Genomic DNA, 21,283 nt, shown 5'->3' with positions numbered 1-21,283 from the left:
GAAAGAAATGCGAAATGTCTGAAAAAACACATTGTACTTTTCAGATTATTATGTATAATTGGTTTAATTGGTAGGACCAATTTCCAGAGGTACTAAGATGCATCGGTGTGTATACATACTGTTGTAAGACTTTTGGTAGGGCATCGCAATCGATATTCCACAAAACAGCTAGCTTTCCTGGGGGCTAACATGAGTCTTGAGACCCCGCAGGAAGCGTAGCGACCGAGGAGGCTCAAGCCATGCCCGCGGAAAGCGTCCGCCTGGAACGATTCAATAAGCTTTTCTCTATTATAATTTTGAAATTAAGTTTATATAGTGTGAATAACCAAAAAGGAGCGAAATGAAATGGCAATTCCTCATCAGGAGAAAATCCTGCACAAGTTGGCGGAGTTTCTTACAAGCGAGCAAATCAGCGTCAACGAGACGATCAAGGAGCTGCACGGCAGGGATGAATCCTATCATGCCATGCAATTGCCGGACATCGTCGTGTTTCCGGAAACGGCGGAGCAAGTATCGAATATCATGAAGCTGTCACAGCAATACGCGATTCCCGTCGTGCCATTTGGCCTTGGCTCAAGCCTCGAAGGCCACGTCATTCCGGAACAGGGCGGCATCACCGTCGATTTTTCCTTGATGAATAAAGTGCTGCATGTCGATGCGGAAGATTTTCTGGTCACCGTCCAGCCGGGGGTCACCAGGACGCAATTGAACAAGGAATTGAAGAAATATGGATTGTTTTTCAGTGTTGACCCTGGGGCGGATGCGACGCTTGGCGGCATGGCGGCGACCAATGCGAGCGGGACGACGTCTGTCAAATACGGCGTCATGCGCGACCAGGTGCGCGACTTGGAAGTGGTCATGGCGGATGGCACCATTATCCACACCGGCAATAAAGCGGCGAAGTCGTCTTCCGGGCTTCATTTGAACGGCTTGTTCGTCGGCTCTGAAGGGACGCTTGGCTGCTTTACGGAAATGACTTTGAAAGTGTATGGCATTCCTGAATTCGTTACGGCGGCTCGCGCATCGTTTCCGACTGTGAAAGATGCGGTCGAAGCGGTCGTGTCGATCCTGCAAGCCGGGATCCCGATCGCCCGTGTCGAACTGGTCGATGAACAATCAATGAAGCAGGCGAACAAGTACAGTGAAACAACGTACCCCGAACAGCCGACTTTGTTCCTTGAATTCCATGGCAATGAAGCAGGGCTCAAGCAAGACGTGGAATTTATGGAAGAAATCGTTCAAGGGCATGCGTGCGAAGCCATCGCTTTTGAGACCGATACCGCGGCGCGCAGTCAATTATGGGAAGCGCGCCATAATTTGGCTTATGCCTATATCCACGGCCATCCCGGCAAAAAAATGATGGTGACGGACGTTTGCCTGCCGATTTCAGAACTCGCTGGCGCAGTCGGCCATGCGCGTGAAAACCTGCAGGCGCTCGGGCTTCCGGGAGGCATCGTCGGACATGTCGGCGACGGCAATTTCCATGCGCTTATCATGATGAATATGGAAGACCCCGATGAGGTGGCGCGTGCTCAGGAATTCAACGGGCGCATCGTCGAGTACGCGCTCGAGCGCGGCGGCACTTGCACCGGCGAGCACGGCGTCGGGCTCGGCAAACAGAAATACCAACAGCAAGAGCACGGCGCGGCGCTTGATGTCATGGAGAAAATCAAACGGGCGCTGGACCCGCACAATCTATTGAATCCGGGCAAAAACGTCAAAGTGAAGACTAAGGAGACGTTCAAATGAAGGTATTGCAATCATTAAGTGCCATTGCCGGAAAGTATTTTGCCGCGCGGGTCAAACCGGCAGTGAATTCCGAGTCCAAATAAGTGAATACTGTGTCTGCGAAAACCACCCGTCATTTGGGTGGTTTTTGAGTGGTGAAAGATGCTGGGAGGTGAGATATTCACTTTCTTGTAGATTACTAATGAGTAATAAGGATATTCTAATGAGTAAAGCTTAATCAATAATGATTGCTTTGCCTTGTTCGCGAAGCGATTTCAGCGAGTTGAGCATATGGTTGATCTGCTCATCGCTATGGCGTTCCCAGGAAGCGAGTTCCGCGACGATCTTCAACGGCGACTTGGAACGGTAGGAGCGTGTCGGGTTTCCGGGAAACCGCTTGTCGGTCAAATTCGGGTCGTTCTCGAATGCGCCTGTCGGTTCGACAATGTAGATCCGTTCGGGTAAATCCGTGGCGGCGAGTTCCGCACCCCATTTCGCTGCTTCGAGTGTGGCGGTGAAATAGATGTAATTGGATTTCTTGTCCTGGAAGTTGGATGGATTCTGTGCCTCCAGCAAATCTCCTACTGCCAGTTGCGCTTTCGTTCCGTGAAAGAAAGGGCCCAAGTCCAAAACGTCTGTCGATTCATTCATCATTTTGCCTCCTGTTTTCAGTCTAGTATTTTGAGTATAGGGCAACCCTCGCCCAAAAAGTAGGCTGCAAATAAATTTTTCTTTCCTGTATGATAAAAGGAGAGAGTGCCGCTGATAGCCCGAATTTTCATTATGGCAATGAAAAACCGGGCTATTCTCATGCCTGCCAATCGTTGGGATTTCATTCGTTTAATGGCCTCCTCAACGGGTAGATATGGGTATACGTTTACTAAAAAGAAGAGGTGTTCACGAATGAAAAATGATGTGACAATCAAACATAAACTCGGCCTTGGCACAGCGCCGCTCGGCAATATGTTCCGGGACGTACCGGAAGACGAAGCGATGGCGACCATCGAATCGGCGTGGAATGAAGGCATCCGGTATTTCGACACGGCGCCATTTTACGGGGCTGGGCTTGCGGAACTGCGGCTCGGTGAGATTTTGCCTTCTTATAACCGCGATGAATATTTGCTGAGCTCAAAAGTCGGCCGCATCGTATTGGACGAGCAAGAAGAAAAAGAAGGGTTGTTCGAATTCGGCCGCAAAAATAAAATCCAGACCGATTACACGGAATCGGGCACATTGCGTTCAATTGAAGATAGCTTGAAGCGCCTGAAGACGGACCGTTTGGACATGGTCTATGTGCACGATATCTCACCGGACTTTCTCGGGGATGAATGGATCACGAAGTTTGATGAAGCACGCCTTGGTGCTTTCAAAGTGCTCGACCGCTTAAGAGACGAAGGCGTCATCAAAGCATGGGGCCTCGGCGTCAATACGACGACGCCGATCGAAGTCGCACTCGAGCTGGAAGAAGCGCACCCTGATTTGAGCTTGTCCGCCACGCAGTATACCTTGCTGCAGCATGAACGCGCACTGGAGCGCATGATGCCGCTTGCTGAAAAAACTGAAGGCGGCCTAGTCATCGGCTCGGCGTTCAATTCAGGAGCTCTGCTCGGCGGCGATCATTTCGATTACGCAGAAATCACGCCAGAAATCAAAGAACGAGTGGCGCGTTTCAACGACGTCGCACAAAACCACGGCGTGCATTTAAAAGACGCCGCGCTGCAATTTTCAACGGCGCATCCAGCGGTCAAAGCGGTCGTCACCGGTTCGACGCGGCCAGACCGCATCAAGGAAGACCTGGCCGCCATGACAGCCGACATCCCGTCTGCCTTTTGGGACGAGCTCGTCGACAAAGGCCTCGTTTCCCCGAAAGCCGTATTGCCGAAAAAATGACAGTAGAGAACGACAAAAGGTTCCGGTCTATAGGCCGGAACCTTTTGTCATAGACGAACCATCTATTTTTATCGAAACATGCGTTTACTGTTGAAGTGGCTTATCTTTAATTTTACAAATTTACCATTTGTTATACTATGGACTAGTGACAAGAACTGGAGGGGGAGAATGAGAGCTTCGGCTAAATTATCGATACCGGCATTTTTATTAATCATTACCGTATTGGCGGGCTGTTCCAATGAAGAAGGGCCGGAAACTCTCGCGATTGAACACCGCGGGGAATTTGAAGGGGTCCTCGTTTCAAGCGCCTATTCCACGGTCCAAACCGCAGGCTATGATGAAACGTTTATTGAAGGGCAAGACAAAGCGGATGAATTGATCGACCAGTTGAACGGAAAAGAACTGGTAAAAGCCACTGAAGCGGAACTGCAGGAACGGGCCGACCTGCTCGAACAGACGGGCAGTTACCGGATGATGCTATACAATACTCCTGGAGTTGGCAATGAAAACCAACATCTGTATTCCATAATTTTTTATAATGATGGGGCGATCCAAGCGGACCAAGAAGGGGCCACGTATTTCCTCGACAACCCTCCAGAGGATCTGCTTGCGCAATTGAAACAACAATGGAACATCAGCTTTTAACACAAAACAAACTGCCCCGCAGCGATTAGGAAAATGCCTAATCGCTGCGGGGCAGTATTTTTTTATAGTAGGATCAACCTTGCGGCGCATGGTAGACTTCTTCGAATGGCTGGACGACGACAAAGCCGTTGCCGGAGAACTTCATCTGCACGGATTCTCCGCTGCCTCTGCCGAAAAAGCTTTTCAACTGCACATCGGTGACGAAATCCGGTTCCAAATTGCCTGACCACGCAACGGTCGCGTTCGGGTCGGTGAATACCGGCGTATCCGGGGTGACGAGCAAAGTGAGCGGCTCATAATGGGAAGTGAACGCGACGAGGCCATGGCCTTCCAGTCGGACGTTGAACAATCCGCCCGCCATCATCCCGGCGACGCGGCGCATCAATTTGATGTCCCAGTCGAGCCCGTCCTGAAATGCGAGCAAGTCGTTGCCATTGATGAAGATACTTTCGCCTTCGAGGTCCAAAATGGTGATTTTCTTGCCGCTGTCCGCGACGTAGAGCTTGCCGTTGCCGTTCGCTTTCATCAATTGGGCGCCTTCCCCGCTGAGCGCTTTTTTGACGAACTTCCCGAGGCCGTGCTCGAGCATGCCTTCGCGCTCGAATTTGATATTGCCTTCATAGGAAATCATCGAACCGGCTTTGGCCCACACTTGGCCGTTCAAATTCACTTCGAGCAGGCGGTCGGTTTCGAGTTCAAAAAAGTCGCGCGCGCTTTCTTGCTGTTTGGTTTGCTGGACAAATTGCTTGATGGAATACTTCGACATGAATGATTCCTCCTTTACCTGATACTATGCTATACGGACAGGCAGCAAAATCGTTTCGTTTTGGTCATATGCACTTTCAGGTTAATCGTTGATTTTCGGCAATGGAAGGAGTACACTGTCGGAGAATGAATGTTCATTCCGCAACAGAAGGAGGAGTTTTTCCAGATGCCGACATCCACCAATAAACGAGACGATATTCTCGACAGTGCGCTGACTTTGTTTGCCGAACGCGGCTTTGATGCCACGACCATCCCGATGATCGCGACCGATGCAAAAGTCGGGGCCGGGACGATTTACCGTTATTTCGCCAATAAAGAAGTGCTCGTTAACACCTTGTTCCAGCATTACGTCACTTTGTTCAAGGAGGCGCTGGAAAAAGACTATCCTGAGGGAGCGGGCATTCGTGAGCAATTCCATCACCTATTCCAAGGGATGATCCGCTTTACGAACGAGCACGACCATGCCTTGTATTTCATCAAAACCCACACTTCCGCTTATTTTCTGGACGCCGAAAGCCGGGAGCAATTCAGCCATTTGCTGATGATCTTCGAAGATTTCTTCGAGGCAGGCAAACAGCATGGCCACATCCGACCGCTTCCGTCCAAGGCGCTGATCGCCATTATTTTCGGCGGCTTTTTGCAACTTTACCAATTGATTCGCGTGGGGGAACTAGAAGCCTCTGCAGAACTGTTGGAGGGAGTCGAGGAAAGCTGCTGGGATGCTGTGCGTCATCATTCGTGATGATGCCAGTTTTTTTCTCATTTTATAGGAATGAATATTCATTCCGTTTTAATTTTACAGAAGAGGTGCTAATCCATGATTGAAATGAAAAACCTTCCACAACCGAAATCCTACGGCCCGCTTGGCAATTTGCCATTGATCGATAAAGAAAAGCCGGTGCAATCGTTCATGAAGCAAGCGCGTGAACTTGGGCCGATCTATCAATTCCATTTTCCGGGACGTGCCAGCACGTTTGTATCGAGCGCGGAACTGGCCGCGGAAATTTGTGACGAGACGCGCTTTGACAAAAAAATCGGGCCGGCTCTCCAGAAAGTCCGTGCTTTCGGCGGCGACGGCTTGTTTACGAGCGGAACCGAAGAGCCGAACTGGAAGAAAGCCCATAATATCCTGTTGCCGAGTTTCAGCCAGCAGGCGATGACAGGCTATCACGAGAAGATGATCGACCTCGCATCGCAATTGGTGCAGAAATGGGCGCGGCTCAATCCGAACGAAGAGATCGACGTGCCGGATGATATGACACGGTTAACGCTCGATACGATCGGCTTGTGCGGGTTCAATTACCGCTTCAACAGCTTTTACCGCGAAGATTCCCATCCGTTCATCGAGAAAATGGTCCGGGCTTTGGATGAGTCGATGAGCCAGACGCAACGTCTTGGCATCCAGGACAAATTGATGGTGCGCTCGAAGCAGCAATTCAAGGAAGACATCGACTATATGTTTAATTTGGTCGACGAATTGATTGCGGAACGCAAAGAAGCAGGCGACCAGGGAGAAGATGATTTGCTGTCGCATATGCTAAAAGGCAAAGACCCGGAAACCGGTGAATCCTTGGATGATGAGAACATCCGCTTCCAGATCATCACGTTCTTGATTGCGGGGCATGAAACGACGAGCGGCTTGTTGTCATTTGCGATCCAGTATCTCTTGAAGCATCCGGAAAAACTTGAAAAAGCCTATGCCGAAGTGGACGAAGTGCTTGGCGATGCCACGCCTTCATTCAAGCAAGTGAAGCAATTGAAATACGTGCGCATGATTTTGAATGAAGCGCTGCGCCTGTGGCCGACCGCGCCGGCATTTTCAGTGTATGCGAAAGAAGACACGACGCTTGCCGGCAAGTACGAAGTCGGAAAAGGCGAAGCGTTCACTTTGCTCATTCCGGAACTCCACCGCGACAAAAGCGTTTGGGGACAAGACGCAGAAAGTTTCCGGCCCGAGCGCTTCGAAGACATTTCGAAAATCCCGCATCATGCGTACAAGCCGTTCGGAAACGGACAGCGCGCCTGCATCGGCCAGCAATTTGCGCTTCATGAAGCGGTGCTTGTGCTCGGCATGGTGCTGCAGCATTTCGAACTGATTGACCATACCGATTATCAACTTGAAGTGAAAGAAACTTTGACCTTCAAACCGGACGGATTGACGATGAGAGTGAAACCGAGACGGAAAGTGCAGATGTTCCAGGCTCCGATTGCGGAAGAGCCAGAACAAGCGCCGAAAGCCGAGCAAGCGATCGAGTCTCATGGCACGCCACTATTGGTGCTTTACGGATCCAACCTGGGGACGGCACAAGGCGTGGCACGGGAACTTTCGGAAACGGCCCGTTTTAAAGGGTTTGAATCGCAAGTAGCCGCGCTCGATGACTATGCGGGCAATTTGCCGACTGAAGGAGCAGTCCTGATCGTCTCGGCTTCCTACAACGGCAACCCGCCGGACAATGCGGCGCGCTTTATGGAGTGGCTGGCGGCTGCCGATTCCGCTGAAGGCGTTACGTACAGCGTCTTCGGCTGCGGAGACCGCAATTGGGCGACGACCTATCAGCGCGTGCCGAGCATCATCGATGAACAACTCTCCGCAACAGGCGCCAAAAAGCTCATCGGCCGCGGTGAAGGCGATGCCAGCGAAGATTTCGACGGGGAGCTGGAAAAATGGCAGCAAGCCCTATGGCCGGCACTCGCCGAACAATTCGGGCTCGACTTGGAAACGAACGCACAAGCAAGCAATCAGCTGTCGATGGAATTCATCAGCGGCGTCAGCCATACCCCGTCAGCGCGTGCCTATGATGCGTTCACTGCGGTAATCAGCGGCAATGACGAGTTATTGAAGACCGCAGACCGCAGCACCCGCCATGTTGAGATCGAGCTGCCTGAAGGAGCGGCGTATCAAGAGGGCGATCATCTCGGTGTGCTGCCGGAGAATTCCCGGGAGTTGGTGGAACGGGTATTGACGCGTTTCGGCTTGAAAGGCGAAGAGCACGTGGTTCTTGAAGGCAGCGCGGGACGTGCGAACCATCTGCCGACCGGGCAGCCCGTCCAGCTCGCGCAACTGCTCGCAAGCTATGTGGAGTTGCAAGAACCGGCGACGCGCGCGCAGCTCCGCGAACTCGCGAAAAGCAATCCGTGCCCGCCGCATAAGCAAGAGCTCGAGCAAATGGTGGAAGATGAGACGTATAAACGGGACGTGCTCGCGAAGCGTGTGACGATGCTCGAGTTGCTCGAGCGTTTTATGTCATGCGAGATGGAATTCGAGAACTTTTTGGCTCTATTGCCGGCATTGAAAGCCCGTTATTACTCGATTTCCAGCTCACCGCGTGTCTCATCGAGCAAGGCGAGCATCACGGTCAGCGTCGTCAAAGGCGACGCTTGGAGCGGAACGGGTGAATACGAAGGCGTCGCTTCCAATTATTTGGCGAAGCGCGGGGCAGGAGATAAAATCGCCTGCTTTATCCGCACGCCTCAAACCGCCTTCCAGTTGCCGGAGAACCCGGAAACGCCGCTCATCATGGTCGGCCCTGGCACCGGCATCGCGCCGTTCCGCGGATTTATCCAAGCACGGAAAGTGTTGAAAGAACAAGGAGCCCGCCTCGGCGCCGCGCAGCTGTATTTCGGCTGCCGCCATCGAGAAGAGGATTTCTTATATGAAGAAGAATTGAAGCAAGCCGGAGAGCTTGGGTTGATCGAGTTGCACAGCGCCTTCTCGAGACAGCAGCAAGAGAAAGTCTATGTGCAGCATTTAATGGAACAAAACGCACAGGAGATTCTGGGATTGTTGGAACAAGGCGGGCATCTGTATATTTGCGGAGATGGCGGCAAGATGGCGCCAGCCGTGGAAGAAAGCTTGGTCCGCAGCTATCAGGAGCTGAGAGGCACGACGCGTGAACAAGCGCATGCCTGGCTCGGCGAACTCGAACAGTCCGGCCGCTTTGCAAAAGACGTATGGGCAGCTTCGTAAAAGCCGGATAGTAAAAAAGTGCAGCAAATGAAATAGAGCCCCGGGAAACAGCCGTTTCCCGGGGCTCTTATTCTTTTTTATCCATATCAATCGGCTTGCATGCCGCCATCGACATTGTAAATGGAGCCGGTGACGAAAGAGGATTTATCCGAAGCCAGGAACAACACAATTTGCGCGACTTCCATTGGCGTCCCGAAACGGCCGACCGGGATGCCTTGGCGGATGGCTGCCGCAGCTGCGTCGGGATCGTCCGGGGAAATATTGCTTTGGATGGCGGTCAGCATTTGGGTATCGATGGCTGCCGGTGCAACGGCATTGACGCGTATGCCTTGCGCCGCTGTTTCCAAAGCCGCTGTTTTCGTCAATCCGACGACTGCGTGTTTGGAAGCGATATAGCCCGGCATGCCAGGGGATCCGATATAAGCGGCATTCGAAGCGGTGTTGATGATGCTGCCGAATCCTTGTTTCTCCATTTGCTGGATAACGTGCTTGAGCCCAAGGAAAACGCCTGTGACATTGATGCCCATAATGCTCTCGAAATGTTCCTTCTCCAAGTCTTTGATCATTTTATGGGGGCCGTTGATGCCGGCGTTATTGAAAAAGACATCGATGCGGCCGAAAGCGTCGACGGTTTCCTGTACATAATTTGCCACATCGCTTTCTTCGGTGACATTTGCTTGAATGACTTTGACTTGCTCGTCGCCGGCTTCCAACAAGCCTTTCGTTTTATCTAAGGCTTCCTGGTTGATGTCGACAAGGACGACGCGATCGCCTTGTTCCAAAAAAGCTTTCGCCGTGTCCATGCCAATCCCGCCTGCGCCGCCGGTAATTAAGACCACTTTTTCTGTCATGATGATTCCTCCTCATATCTTTTGAATGGAAATGGGAATATTCTATCAATTATTAATGTTACAATAACTAATAACCCGGGCATATTCCCTTTTTAGCAGGAAGTGCCTCCCTCGAAAGGATGAGTGATGATGGCTTTCGCCGATCAAGCTGGAATATTGAAGCGAGGCAACAATCAGGAACAGTCGATGGTAGAACTGCTGAAAGTCTTTGTGGATCAATGCCAGATGGCGGAAGCTTATTTTTTCCGTTACTCGGTTATCGGCTTTTTGGGTGAAGGAATTATTTCACTGGAACAAGACAAAGTTAAGCACATCCCGGAACTGCGCTATGATATCCGCAGCCTGCCAACGATTGAAGCTGCACTTCTGGAGCGGAGGGCGAAATATTACGAGGGCCAGGAAATTTTCGAAAAGACCAGCAGCAATTACATCATCGATTCTACGGTCCGGTCGTTTCTCGTGACGCCTGTCTTCACCGGCACTACCGTGCATGGCTTCATTTACGGCATCAATCCCAAAACCGTGTGTTCGCCGGAATTAATGGATCGCCTCACACAGTTTGGTGAGCAAGCCGGGAAAGTTTTGTGTTCTTTTTCAACATCCGGATATCAATCGATGTTAAGCGCGAGAGAATTGGAAGTCATGAGTGAAATCGCTTGGGGATCGGGCACAAAAGAAATCGCTGGTCGCCTGGAAATCAGTGAGGCTACCGTTAAGCAATACGTGAAGCAGGCTGTGAAAAAGCTCGGCGTCTCCAACCGGGCACATGCGGTAGCGGAATTGATGAGAAGGGGAGTAATCTTTTGACTTCATTCGCTAGAACTTCATTTTTTCCGCAGCTGATCAATAAGGTCATCCATTCAGGGGGGAGCTAATATGAACATCGGAATCATCGGCACCGGCAATATCGCCACGTATTTGCTCGAGCAAGTGAACGAAAAGGGCATGGCAGATGGACGGATTACCGCGGTGTTTGGCCGCAACGCGGAAGCGGGAACGCGTCTGGAAGAGCGTTTTGACATCGAATTTCACACGAATCTTCACGAATTCCTGTCGGCCTCCATCGATACGGTCGTGGAAGCTGTGACGGTGGATGCGGCAAGGCTGTTTTTGAAACAGGTAACCGAGCACAAAAAAGACCTCATTATCAGCAGCATCGGCGTGTTCAAAGATTTTGCGTTCCTGGATGAACTGACGGGATTAGCCGAAGCGAACGGCACGAAAGTGTACTTGCCGTCCGGTGCAATTGGCGGTTTGGATGTGTTGCAATCGGCAAGGGCGCTCGGCGGATTGGAATCTGTCCGCCTCACGACGCGAAAGTCACCAAAGTCACTCGGGATGGAAACGGACAGGGAACAGGTGCTGTTCGACGGGACGGCGTTTGATGCGGTCGGTGAATTCCCGAAGAACATCAATGTCGCTCTCGTACTCGCGATTGCGGGCATCGGGGTGCACGAGACGAAAGTGCGAATCATTGTCGACCCGCAAATCGAACGCAATACGCATACGATTGAAGCACAAGGCAATTTCGGCAAGATGCGGCTGCAAGTCGAAAACAACCCCATGGCAGCGAACCCGAAAACGAGTTTACTGGCGGCACTCAGCATTCTGTCGGTGCTCCAGAATAAAGGCAAGGCGTTGAGAATCGGGAGCTGAATTGGAGGCGAATAATGCTATTCTATTAAAAATAAAAACAAGCCAGCCTTTGATCCGGAATCAATGAGCTGGCTTGTTTTTTTCTGAATGGATAGCGAAAAAGGAGTTTATTTTTATTGGGAAAAAAGGGGGGTGGGCCCATTTTCGGCTGTCCGTTCGCTCGCTTCGATTTTAGCTAATCTCGTTAATTACCAAAGAAATCATTTTATTAGAAAAATACATGTTATGCTTGTAGAGGATGAAATGACTAAGGGGATGAAGTTTTTTCTTTTTCCTGCGGTCCATATCATTCTTTTGCACCGAGAAAATGGGTGTGCCAGAAGGGCGGGGTGCATAGGCATCCGTTCAAGTTACGGGAATGGCCGAGTCGCCGTTCCATTCATTTTTTTCTATTTAAAGAAGGGAGGTGTTTCAATGGGAAATTGGGCCAGGTTTCTTGAGGTGAACGCTCCTCGCATTTTAGAGTTGACGATTGACCATGCTGTGCTCGTCTCGTTAGCCATTTTTGTAGCGCTATTGATCGGAATTCCACTCGGCATTTATTTAACTACGAACCAATACCTTGCAGACACAGTTCTTCAAATCGCTTCCATTACATTAACCATTCCAAGTATCGCACTCTTTGGGGTCATGATCCCGATCTTCTCCCTGATCAACCAGGGAATCGGCTTTGTGCCGGCTTTTGTGGCGCTTGTGTTGTATTCGCAATTGCCGATCATCCGCAATACGTATACCGGCATCAAAAACGTCAATCCCGAAATGCGCGACGCAGCAATCGGCATGGGTATGAAAACCCATCAGCGCCTGTTGCGTGTCGAAATCCCGAATGCCTTGCCGGTCATCATGGCGGGCGTCCGTACGGCGGTGGTCATGAATATCGGGATCGCTGTCATCGCGGCTTATATCGGCGCGGGCGGTCTTGGGGTCCTCATTACACAAGGCATCAGCAGGAACGACAATTATCTGATCATCAGCGGATCCATCGCGGTGGCGATATTGGCGATCATTGCGGATTCCATTCTTTTATTGATCCAAAAGCGTTTCACGAAAAAAGCAATAGCGGAGTAACTGCAGAGAGGTGAGTCTATGATTTCATTTAACCACGTAACAAAAAGCTACGGAGAAGAGATAACCGCGATCGACGACGTCGACTTCACGGTTGAACAAGGAAAGATTGTCGTGCTGCTCGGCCCCTCAGGCTGCGGGAAAACGACGCTGCTTCGAATGGTCAACCGGCTCGAGTCGATTTCGAAAGGCGAAATCATCATCAATGGGGAAAACTCGAAAGACTTGGACCCGATCGAATTGCGGCGCAAGATCGGCTACGTGATCCAAAGCAATGGCTTGTTCCCGAATATGACGATTGAAGAAAATGTCATGCTCGTCCCAGACCTGCTCGGCTGGAGCAAAAAAGACAAGCGCGAGCGCTTCGAGTATTTAATGACGTTGATCGGCTTGGACGCCAAAGACTATGGCAAGCGCCACCCGCACGAATTGTCAGGCGGCCAGCAGCAGCGCATCGGCGTGGTGCGCGCGCTTGCGGCCGATCCACCGGTCATGCTGATGGATGAACCGTTCGGCGCGCTTGACCCGATCATCCGCGACAAGATCCAGGAAGAATTCCTGCAGATCCAGCGCGAAGTGAAGAAAACGATTCTGTTTGTCAGCCATGACATCGACGAAGCGATCAAGATGGCGGACAAAATCGTGCTGCTGCGCGACGGCAAAATCATGCAATTCGATACGCCTTCGGAAATGCTGGCGCATCCGAAAAATGAATTTGTTTCCCAGTTTTTCGGCAAAGACCGCGCCATTAAAAGTTTGAGCTTGCATACGGTTGAAAACTTGCGGGAAGTCATCGGGCTTGGCCCCGTCGACGAGACCGTCCAAGATACGAAAACGATCCATGTCCATCAAGACCTGCGCAATACTTTGTCGATGCTGCTGAACCAGGAAGCGGAACAAGTCATCGTCAAAGACGAGCAGGGTGAAAATATCGGGACGATTACCATCGACATGGTCCAAAAATACTTGCATTTTGAAATCAAAGGGAAGATGTCCGCCTCCCAGGAAGGGTGATCCGGTGAAACGTAAAAAATTGATAGGCAATATTGTCAGATATGCGCTTTATGCAGCGGTCGCCGCATTTTTTATCTGGGCGATCTCCAATAATTATTTTGACTATATTTTCAGCCAATCGGAAACATTTTTAGTGTTGTTGAGACAGCATATTGTACTTGTGCTGGTCTCCTCGCTGCTCGCTATTTTGATTGCCGTGCCGGCCGGCATCCTCATCACGCGGCCAAAATTCAAAAAAGCGGAGTGGGTATTTTCCAATATCGCAAACTTAGGGCAAACGATTCCAAGCCTCGCCGTTCTTGCATTGATGATCAGTATTTTGGGCATCGGTTTTCAGACCGCGGTGTTTGCACTGTTCATTTATTCGATCTTGCCGATTTTCAGAAACACCGTGGCCGGCATCGATTCGATCGATAAGAACATGATCGATGCAGCCAAGGGAATGGGCATGAAACCACACCAGATCTTGTTCCGCATCGAACTTCCCAATTCGGCTTACTCGATCCTTGCCGGCATCCGCACGGCTGTCGTCTTGAATATCGGGACAGCGGCTCTAGCCTATGTGGTCGGGGCAGGCGGCCTCGGTGTATGGATCTTTACCGGCATCAATCTGTTTGATAACGGGTTCCTCATTTCAGGGGCGATTCCGGTGACCTTGTTGGCGATTCTCGCTGATTATCTCCTGCGCAAGGTGGAATACATCGTCGTGCCAAAAGGATCAAGGCATATTGAGAAAGCTTAGCGAATAGGAGGTATTGGAATTTGTGATTAAATCACTCAAACTTATCCCTCTGCTGGTCATTATGCTGATCCTGTCCGCCTGTTCAGGTGTAACAGGAAAAGAAGTGACAGTCGGGGGCAAAAACTTTACAGAACAATATATCTTGTCTGAGATGACAGCTTTTTTATTAGTAGAAGAAGGATTCAAAGTAAACCAAATGAACAACCTTGGCAGCAGTGTGGTCCGTTCCGCACTCGAAAACGGCCAAGTGGACATGATGTGGGAATACACGGGAACAGCACTCATCACCTATATGGGCGAAGAGTCGATTGCTGACCCGGAAGCGGCTTTCCAGAAAGTGAAAGACATCGACAGTGAAAACGGCATCCACTGGATGAACATGTCGGAAGTCAATAACACTTACGCGCTGGTCATGAGAAGCGAACAGGCAGAGGAGCTCGGGATCGAATCGATTAGCGACCTTGCCAGCTACATCAATGACAACCCGGGAGAACTGTCGATGGCATCCGATGCCGAGTTCGCCAACCGTTCTGACGGCTTGCCGGGCGTCGAAGATACATACGGGTTTGAATTCGGCTCCGGCCAAGTCAACCAGATGGATCTCGGCTTGACACAACGCTCACTTCATAATGAACAAGTGGACGTGTCGGTCGCTTTTGAAACCGATGCGACAATCAGAAGTTATGACCTTGTCGTACTGGAAGACGATGAGCGGTTTTTCCCGCCATACCGTGCAGCTGTGTCGATCAATCAGGAAGTATTGGACGAATACCCTGAAATCGAAGAAATCACGGCGCGCTTGGCAAATAACCTGGACAGCGACATCATGAGAGAACTCAATTACTATGTAGACGTCGAAGGACAGAGCGTTTCCGTCGTCGCCTATGATTGGCTTGTGGAAAATGGTTTTCTGGAAGAATAAATCCCGTCAATTAGTATAAAGCCGCAACCGCCATTCCTTTTCGGAATGGCGGTTTTGTTGATGGGCAGATGAAAATGAAGGGGATTTTGCTTAAATGCAGAACTTCTTGTTAACGGGCAAAAAAAGGAGGCGCAAGCATTTATGGAATATGTCAAAGAAGGATTTATTCCCGTAACGGGGGGCAAGGTATGGTACCGCATCACCGGAAAAGGGCCGGGCATCCCGCTTTTGCTGTTGCACGGCGGGCCGGGTATGAAAAGCAGCGACAGCGACCCGCTGCGCAAGTTAGGGACGGAGCGGCCGGTCATCCAATACGACCAGCTTGGCTGCGGGAAATCGGAGCGGCCGGAAGATGCGTCTCTTTGGACAGTGGACCGCTACGTCGAAAGACTCGGACAAGTGATCGAAGCGCTCGAGCTGGAAGAAGTCCATCTGCTCGGCCATTCCTGGGGGACAATGCTTGCTGCGTCTTATCTGTTTACAAAACCGCAAGGCGTGCGCAGCGTCATGTTCTCCGGTCCCGCGCTGGATGCACAGCGCTGGGAGCGAGACCAGCGCGCGTATTTGAAGCAATTCCCGGAACAAGTGCAAAAGACAATCGAGGAGAGCGAAAGCCGGGGAACGACTGATTCAGATGAGTACCAGGAAGCGATGATGCAGTATTACAAAACGCATATGTGCCGCGTCGATCCTTGGCCAGATGAGCTGTCGGATGATCTAGCTCAGCTGAACCCGAATGTCTACAATTATATGTGGGGAGCGTCGGAATTCACCGTTACCGGCACCTTGAAGCATTTCGATGCGACAGGCCGCCTGCCAGAGATCGATATCCCGTCCTTGTTCACGTGCGGCCGGTACGATGAAGCTACACCTCAAGCGACGGAACATTATGCGAGCCTCGTCCCGGGTGCGGAGTTTCACGTGTTTGAAAACAGCTCGCATATGCCGGGAATCGAAGAACCCGAAGCGTACCTTGAAATCGTGCGCGAATGGGTCAACCGCCAGGAAATGAAACCGGGCGCGTAAACGGATTAATTGCAAAACGGATGCTATGATAAAGACGAACCGATAGCAATAGCGGTTCGTTCTTTTAATGGAATGAAGCTTTACCGACCAGAGGAGAGATGGCCATGAAGGAAGACCAATGGCAACTTGCTGCGAAAGCCTTGTCCGCAATAACCGTGACGGCCCAGCCCGATAATGAACCGGTCACGATCACCGGAATCGCAGAAGGCTACCGGTGCATCGGCGTCGGGACGGATGCTGCCGTGTTCCAGTCCGAGAATTTCCCGGAATATGCATTTAAAGTATACGCCGAAGGCAAAAAAGACAAGCTCGAAGCCGAAGCGGACGTGTATGAACAAATTGGGCAATCTATGTACTTCTCGACTTGCTACGGAAGAGATGAACGCATGCTGGTATTGAAATTCGAGGAAGGCCCGACTTTATTCGATTGCCTGCTGCAAGGCGTGTATGTGCCGGAACAGGCCATCGTGGATGTGGAAAAAGCGCGCGACTACATCCGCGAAATCGGCTTGAATCCGCGGGACATCCACTTAAAAAATATCATCTTGCAAAACGGGCACGCGAAATTGCTCGACGTGTCCGAATACATCAAGCCCGGCAACGATTTCCGCTGGGAGCATTTGAAGAAAGCTTATGACGAGTATTATTCGGTCATCAACGGCAAGCCGGTGCCGTTCTGGCTGCTCGACACGATCCGCAAATGGTACCACCACTGGACCCGCTATTCCGCCAGTTTCGAAGAATTCATGCGCATCGTGTCCAAGCAATTGAACTACCGGAAATAGTTTTAGCGAACACTAGGCCTTCCTTTAGCGGAAGGCCTGTTGTTCTGTATAGAAATAAATAAGTGACAATATCCACGTGATTAAATTCAAAATTTTATATATTTTTCAAGAAAATTAGTATTTGTATATAATAAGAGGAGGAATGCACTAGAGCAATAGACTTAGGAGGATGTACAATGATCAAACAAAATAAAGCATGGGCGCTGGCGATCACGGCTAGTTTAGCTGCTGTGCTTGCAGCGTGCGGCGGAGAACAGGAAACCGCCACAGACACAGAAAGTGCTGCCCAACAAAGCGAATTGGACAGTGTCCAGGAATTGCGCTTGACGACAGGGTCCGGGGTTCCGACCATGGATTCGGTATTGGCGGATGACGCGGTATCGTTCACCATGTTGAACAATGCCGGTGAAGGGCTTTACCGGCTGGATCAGCAAAATACCGCCATCCCAGCGATGGCTTCAGCCGAACCAGAAATCAGCGAAGACGGCTTGACTTATACATTCAAGTTGCGCGACGCAAACTGGTCTGATGGCACACCTGTGACAGCGCATGATTTTGTCTTTGCATGGCAGCGTGCAGCCGACCCGGAAACAGGCTCCACATACGGCCCGTATATGATGTCCGGAACGATCAAAAATGCCGCAGCGATTGCAGAAGGAAAAATGGATAAATCGGAACTCGGCATAACAGCGCAAGATGACCAAACTTTGGTCATTTCACTCGAACGCCCGATTCCTTATTTCTTGTCATTGATGGCATTCGGTACGTTTTATCCGCAGAAGGAAGCGTACGTCACTGAACACGCAGATCAATACGCCATGGATTCGGACAAGCTCTTGTCGAACGGGCCATTCGTCTTGGCGAACTGGGACGCTGCTGCCATGTCGTGGGAGCTGGAGAGAAATCTTGAATATTGGGATGCGGAAACGGTGAAGTTGGACAAAGTTGAATTCAATATCGTTCCGGACCCAGGAACTGGGGTCAATTTATACGAAACAGAAGAAGCAGACCGTGCCGGCTTGGCGGGTGAATTTGCCATGCAATACGCGGACGATGAAGAAGTCGTACGCGTGTTGAAGCCATCTGTCTATTATTTGCAATTCAACCAGGAGCGTGAAGGCGAGCCGACACCGCTTGCGAACCCGAAATTGCGCAAAGCCTTGGCGCTGTCGTTCAATAAACAGGATCTGGCCGATATCGTTCTCGCTAACGGATCAATCCCGGCAGATTTCTTGGTCCCGACGGAATTTGCGTTTGACGCAAACAATGAAGATTTCCGCCAGGTCAATGGGGATATGATGGCATTCAATGCGGAAGAAGCAAAAGCCTTATGGGCAGAAGGCATGGAAGAACAAGGATTGACGGAAGTGACGCTTGAATACTTGAGCGGCGATACGGAACTGTCGAAAAAGATCGATGCCTATATGAAAGACCAGATGGAAGGCAATCTGGAAGGCTTGGCGCTTGAGTTGAGCCAAGTGCCGTTCAACGTCCTGCTCGATAAAAACGAAGCGCAGGATTACGATATCCAAAGCACCGGCTGGGGCCCGGATTTCCAGGACCCGATTACATTCCTTGATTTGTTCGCGACTGATTCACCTCAAAACTCGATGTCGTATTCCAATGAACAAGTGGATGGATTGCTAAAACAGGCGAACGGCGAACTTGCCTTGAAGCCGGAAGAGCGCTGGCAAGCGTTAGCGGAAGTGGAAAAAATTCTCGTCGAAGAAGATGCGGCCATCGCGAACATGTATCAATTTGGCAGCATGGCACTACAAAAACCGTATGTGCATGATGTCATCACGCATCCGTTCACCGGCGATTTCAGCTACAAATGGGCTTATATCGCAGGGAGAGAATAAGGAAAAGGAGGATGGCAGCTGCCATCCTCCTTTTTCAGGGCGTCAGAAATACTTTCCGCATCTACCGGCGTTCCGCCCAAGCCACTCTGGACTAGAAATTGAGCCAGTCATTCATCATTAAAAAAGGGAAGTATTTGTTAATAAACATTTATTAACAAATAAAAGGCTTGTAACTAAATATATATAGTAATATTGTAGACAAGTGAACAGAGTGATCCGGAAGAGATTTTTAAACAATATGGGCAGATGGACTCCAACGATCAGTTGGCGGGAATGGAGAGTTATTGTATGGTGAATGATCAATCGCGGTATTCGAGGCTTGCGAACATCACGCGCATCGTCAATACGAAGCTGGATTTGCATGAAGTTTTGCAGCAGGTCACGATAGCAATTTCGGAGGAAATTGTCCGGTGCGATTCTGTCGGGATCTTTTTGCCGGAAGGCGATGGCACTTACCGCGGATTTGCGGGAAAACCGGAGATGATGAACGGCGTGACGCTGCAATCGCAAATTATCGATCCGGAAACGGACCCTTTGGCAGCGGAACTGATAAAGACAAGGAAAACCATTTACATAGCGGATACCTCACAAGATAAGCGGCCGGACTTGAAGCCGATAGGAGCCTTCCGAATCAAATCCTTATTGGCGCTGCCGATTTCCTATGAAAAGGACTTTATCGGGATGGTATTCTTGTTTGATTACGGCACACCGATGAATTTGACCCAAACAGAAATAGAAAGTGTTGAAGCTTACGTAAACATGGCAGCCGTCGCAATCCAAAACGCGAAAGCCCTCCATCAAAAAGAAAAGCTGTTGAGGGAAAAGCAATTATTGCTCGACCTTACACGTGAATTGTCTTTCTGTTCGACAATCTCGGAAAGCCTGAACGTTTGCTTTACCTATTTGAAACGGGCGTTTGACAGCGGGGATTTTGCCGCACATATCATAAAACCGCCGAACGCGAAAGACAGCACGCCGCTCCAGTTCCATGCAGCTGATGGAATGGCCGAACAGGCCTGGAAGGCGCATATTGCCGCAATGGGCTTAACCAAAAGTTATGCGGAATTAATCAGACGTTCCATTTCACAGAAAGAGCCCATCCGGACTGATCTGGGCGCTCGCGGGGAACTGCTAGTGCTGCCGATGATTTCCATGGGGAAAGTCCATGGCGTTGTTTCTGCGGCGTGCAGCCGCGTGACGGATCAAACTGGCATAGCTGCGCAGATCCCTTTCGCGCAGTCCATTATCGAGGCCACTACCCCCGTCTTTTCGAATTTATTGCACAAGGATCGATTGAAAGGCATGGTCGAAGAGCGGACAAGTGCGTTGTATGCAGCGAACAAGCGTGTTAACAGCGTGATTGAAAGCATTACGGATGGTTTTTTTGTGCTCAATAAAGACTGGGAATACACCTATGTCAACAAGCATCATTTTTTTCCAGGAGGGAAGAAAGTGGAAGAAGTGCTTGGCAAGAACATTTGGGAGGTGTTTCCGGAAACTGTGGGAACCATCACCTATACCGAATTCCATCGAGCCATGAATGACCGGGTGACAGTCCGCTTTGAGACTCAGTCCGATGTGCATGATTTTTGGTTTGAAATTACCGCCTATCCGTTTGATGACGGCATATGCTGTATGTTGAAAGACATCAAAGAGAAAAAGAAATACGAAAAAGAATTGAAAAGGCTCGCCAATATGGATCTGATCGGCCAGATGGCAGCAGGGATCAGCCACGAAATCCGCAATCCGATGACGACGGTGCGCGGTTTCCTGCAATTGATGTTAAGCAACGAGCAGTTGGAGCCGCATGCCCCCCATTTCAACTTGATGATCGGTGAATTGGACCGGGCGAATGCCATCATCACTGAATTTCTATCGGTCGGCAATACGCAGACTTCCGATATGAAAATGATGAGCTTGAACACCATTCTCGAGGACATCTCCCCGTTGATCAAAGTCGATACGTCCAATCAGAACAAACAAATCCGCATTTACACGCAGGAAGTGCCGGAACTGTTGTTGAACCATAATGAAATCCGCCAATTGATCATCAATTTATACCGGAATGGGCTTGAAGCGATGGATGAAGGGCAAGTACTGACCATCGGCACCTATTTCGAAAAGAATTGCGTGGTGCTGGCAGTGCAGGACCAGGGCAGCGGCATCGATCCCGCAATCATCGAGAAAATCGGCACACCGTTCTATACGACAAAAGAAGAAGGCACGGGGCTCGGCCTGGGCATCTGTTACGCAGTGGCGGCGCGCCATAATGCGGAGATCCATATCGAAACAGGACCTGAAGGCACGATCTTTTTCACGAAGTTTCCGGTTGAACAGGAACCGGACGGAACGCATTAATCCCTTT

General features: G+C 50.4%; 18 protein-coding genes. 15 read left to right on the top strand and 3 right to left on the bottom strand.

Annotation, left to right across the window (positions count from 1 at the left end):
- Positions 1-345 precede the first annotated feature (345 nt).
- Positions 346-1,749, top strand: coding sequence for an FAD-binding oxidoreductase (locus AB9R92_RS08030; RefSeq protein WP_370668941.1), 1,404 nt, complete (start codon positions 346-348; stop codon positions 1,747-1,749).
- A gap of 213 nt (positions 1,750-1,962) precedes the next feature.
- Here AB9R92_RS08030 and arr read toward each other — a convergent pair whose 3' ends face one another.
- Positions 1,963-2,379, bottom strand: a complete 417-nt coding sequence (gene arr, locus AB9R92_RS08025) for an NAD(+)--rifampin ADP-ribosyltransferase (RefSeq protein WP_370668940.1) — start codon at positions 2,377-2,379, stop codon at positions 1,963-1,965.
- Positions 2,380-2,631: 252 nt separating this feature from the next.
- Between arr and AB9R92_RS08020 the strand changes: the two genes are divergently transcribed.
- Together AB9R92_RS08020 and AB9R92_RS08015 are read left to right on the top strand one after the other, a co-directional pair.
- The gene (locus AB9R92_RS08020; RefSeq protein WP_370668939.1) at positions 2,632-3,618 is read left to right on the top strand and encodes an aldo/keto reductase; all 987 of its coding nucleotides are present in this window, start codon (positions 2,632-2,634) and stop codon (positions 3,616-3,618) included.
- A gap of 168 nt (positions 3,619-3,786) precedes the next feature.
- Positions 3,787-4,263: a hypothetical protein gene (locus tag AB9R92_RS08015; protein WP_370668938.1), complete on the top strand. Its 477-nt coding sequence runs from the start codon at positions 3,787-3,789 to the stop codon at positions 4,261-4,263.
- A gap of 73 nt (positions 4,264-4,336) precedes the next feature.
- Here AB9R92_RS08015 and AB9R92_RS08010 read toward each other — a convergent pair whose 3' ends face one another.
- On the bottom strand, positions 4,337-5,029 hold the full coding sequence (locus AB9R92_RS08010) for an AIM24 family protein (protein ID WP_370668937.1): 693 nt from the start codon (positions 5,027-5,029) through the stop codon (positions 4,337-4,339).
- 165 nt (positions 5,030-5,194) lie between these two features.
- Here AB9R92_RS08010 and AB9R92_RS08005 point away from each other — a divergent pair, with 165 nt between their 5' ends.
- Together AB9R92_RS08005 and AB9R92_RS08000 are read left to right on the top strand one after the other, a co-directional pair.
- On the top strand, positions 5,195-5,770 hold the full coding sequence (locus AB9R92_RS08005) for a TetR/AcrR family transcriptional regulator (protein ID WP_370668936.1): 576 nt from the start codon (positions 5,195-5,197) through the stop codon (positions 5,768-5,770).
- Between the two features lie 75 nt (positions 5,771-5,845).
- A complete protein-coding gene (locus AB9R92_RS08000) occupies positions 5,846-8,995 on the top strand; it encodes a bifunctional cytochrome P450/NADPH--P450 reductase (RefSeq protein WP_370668935.1) in 3,150 nt (1,049 codons plus the stop codon).
- An 86-nt stretch (positions 8,996-9,081) separates the two neighbouring features.
- Here the strand turns inward: AB9R92_RS08000 and AB9R92_RS07995 are convergent, their stop codons facing one another.
- Entirely contained in the window at positions 9,082-9,846 is a 765-nt protein-coding gene (locus tag AB9R92_RS07995) for an SDR family NAD(P)-dependent oxidoreductase (protein WP_370668934.1), read from the bottom strand.
- A 129-nt stretch (positions 9,847-9,975) separates the two neighbouring features.
- Here AB9R92_RS07995 and AB9R92_RS07990 point away from each other — a divergent pair, with 129 nt between their 5' ends.
- From AB9R92_RS07990 to AB9R92_RS07945, 10 genes are all read left to right on the top strand, one after another.
- Positions 9,976-10,653 carry a response regulator transcription factor gene (locus tag AB9R92_RS07990; protein WP_370668933.1) on the top strand — a complete coding sequence of 226 codons (678 nt, stop codon included), beginning with the start codon at positions 9,976-9,978 and terminating at the stop codon, positions 10,651-10,653.
- A 69-nt stretch (positions 10,654-10,722) separates the two neighbouring features.
- Positions 10,723-11,502 (top strand): aspartate dehydrogenase, encoded by a 780-nt coding sequence (gene nadX, locus AB9R92_RS07985; protein ID WP_370668932.1) that lies wholly within the window; start codon positions 10,723-10,725, stop codon positions 11,500-11,502.
- Positions 11,503-11,916: 414 nt separating this feature from the next.
- On the top strand, positions 11,917-12,570 hold the full coding sequence (locus AB9R92_RS07980; RefSeq protein WP_370668931.1) for an ABC transporter permease: 654 nt from the start codon (positions 11,917-11,919) through the stop codon (positions 12,568-12,570).
- 18 nt (positions 12,571-12,588) lie between these two features.
- Entirely contained in the window at positions 12,589-13,581 is a 993-nt protein-coding gene (locus tag AB9R92_RS07975) for an ABC transporter ATP-binding protein (protein WP_370668930.1), read from the top strand.
- Between the two features lie 4 nt (positions 13,582-13,585).
- Positions 13,586-14,323, top strand: coding sequence for an ABC transporter permease (locus AB9R92_RS07970; RefSeq protein ID WP_370668929.1), 738 nt, complete (start codon positions 13,586-13,588; stop codon positions 14,321-14,323).
- A gap of 22 nt (positions 14,324-14,345) precedes the next feature.
- A complete protein-coding gene (locus AB9R92_RS07965; RefSeq protein WP_370668928.1) occupies positions 14,346-15,245 on the top strand; it encodes a glycine betaine ABC transporter substrate-binding protein in 900 nt (299 codons plus the stop codon).
- 141 nt (positions 15,246-15,386) lie between these two features.
- Positions 15,387-16,271, top strand: coding sequence for a proline iminopeptidase-family hydrolase (locus AB9R92_RS07960; protein WP_370668927.1), 885 nt, complete (start codon positions 15,387-15,389; stop codon positions 16,269-16,271).
- Positions 16,272-16,375: 104 nt separating this feature from the next.
- Positions 16,376-17,056 (top strand): protein kinase family protein, encoded by a 681-nt coding sequence (locus AB9R92_RS07955; RefSeq protein WP_370668926.1) that lies wholly within the window; start codon positions 16,376-16,378, stop codon positions 17,054-17,056.
- Positions 17,057-17,232: 176 nt separating this feature from the next.
- A complete protein-coding gene (locus AB9R92_RS07950; protein ID WP_370668925.1) occupies positions 17,233-18,918 on the top strand; it encodes a peptide ABC transporter substrate-binding protein in 1,686 nt (561 codons plus the stop codon).
- A gap of 288 nt (positions 18,919-19,206) precedes the next feature.
- Complete coding sequence (locus AB9R92_RS07945) at positions 19,207-21,276, top strand: GAF domain-containing sensor histidine kinase (protein ID WP_370668924.1); 2,070 nt, start codon at positions 19,207-19,209, stop codon at positions 21,274-21,276.
- Positions 21,277-21,283 lie beyond the last annotated feature (7 nt).

The organism is Planococcus sp. SSTMD024 (assembly GCF_041320495.1).
GTDB lineage: Bacteria > Bacillota > Bacilli > Bacillales_A > Planococcaceae > Planococcus.
This window is presented reverse-complemented; position numbering and strand designations above follow the sequence as displayed.

Coding starts and splice junctions, on each gene's coding strand:
- AB9R92_RS07955 (WP_370668926.1), top strand. CDS start 16,376: ATGAAGGAAGACCAATGGCAACTTGCTGCGAAAGCCTTGTCCGCAATA.
- AB9R92_RS07980 (WP_370668931.1), top strand. CDS start 11,917: ATGGGAAATTGGGCCAGGTTTCTTGAGGTGAACGCTCCTCGCATTTTA.
- AB9R92_RS07990 (WP_370668933.1), top strand. CDS start 9,976: ATGGCTTTCGCCGATCAAGCTGGAATATTGAAGCGAGGCAACAATCAG.
- AB9R92_RS08010 (WP_370668937.1), bottom strand. CDS start 5,029: ATGTCGAAGTATTCCATCAAGCAATTTGTCCAGCAAACCAAACAGCAA.
- AB9R92_RS07975 (WP_370668930.1), top strand. CDS start 12,589: ATGATTTCATTTAACCACGTAACAAAAAGCTACGGAGAAGAGATAACC.
- AB9R92_RS08015 (WP_370668938.1), top strand. CDS start 3,787: ATGAGAGCTTCGGCTAAATTATCGATACCGGCATTTTTATTAATCATT.
- arr (WP_370668940.1), bottom strand. CDS start 2,379: ATGAATGAATCGACAGACGTTTTGGACTTGGGCCCTTTCTTTCACGGA.
- AB9R92_RS08000 (WP_370668935.1), top strand. CDS start 5,846: ATGATTGAAATGAAAAACCTTCCACAACCGAAATCCTACGGCCCGCTT.
- AB9R92_RS08005 (WP_370668936.1), top strand. CDS start 5,195: ATGCCGACATCCACCAATAAACGAGACGATATTCTCGACAGTGCGCTG.
- nadX (WP_370668932.1), top strand. CDS start 10,723: ATGAACATCGGAATCATCGGCACCGGCAATATCGCCACGTATTTGCTC.
- AB9R92_RS07995 (WP_370668934.1), bottom strand. CDS start 9,846: ATGACAGAAAAAGTGGTCTTAATTACCGGCGGCGCAGGCGGGATTGGC.
- AB9R92_RS08030 (WP_370668941.1), top strand. CDS start 346: ATGGCAATTCCTCATCAGGAGAAAATCCTGCACAAGTTGGCGGAGTTT.
- AB9R92_RS08020 (WP_370668939.1), top strand. CDS start 2,632: ATGAAAAATGATGTGACAATCAAACATAAACTCGGCCTTGGCACAGCG.
- AB9R92_RS07950 (WP_370668925.1), top strand. CDS start 17,233: ATGATCAAACAAAATAAAGCATGGGCGCTGGCGATCACGGCTAGTTTA.
- AB9R92_RS07960 (WP_370668927.1), top strand. CDS start 15,387: ATGGAATATGTCAAAGAAGGATTTATTCCCGTAACGGGGGGCAAGGTA.
- AB9R92_RS07945 (WP_370668924.1), top strand. CDS start 19,207: ATGGTGAATGATCAATCGCGGTATTCGAGGCTTGCGAACATCACGCGC.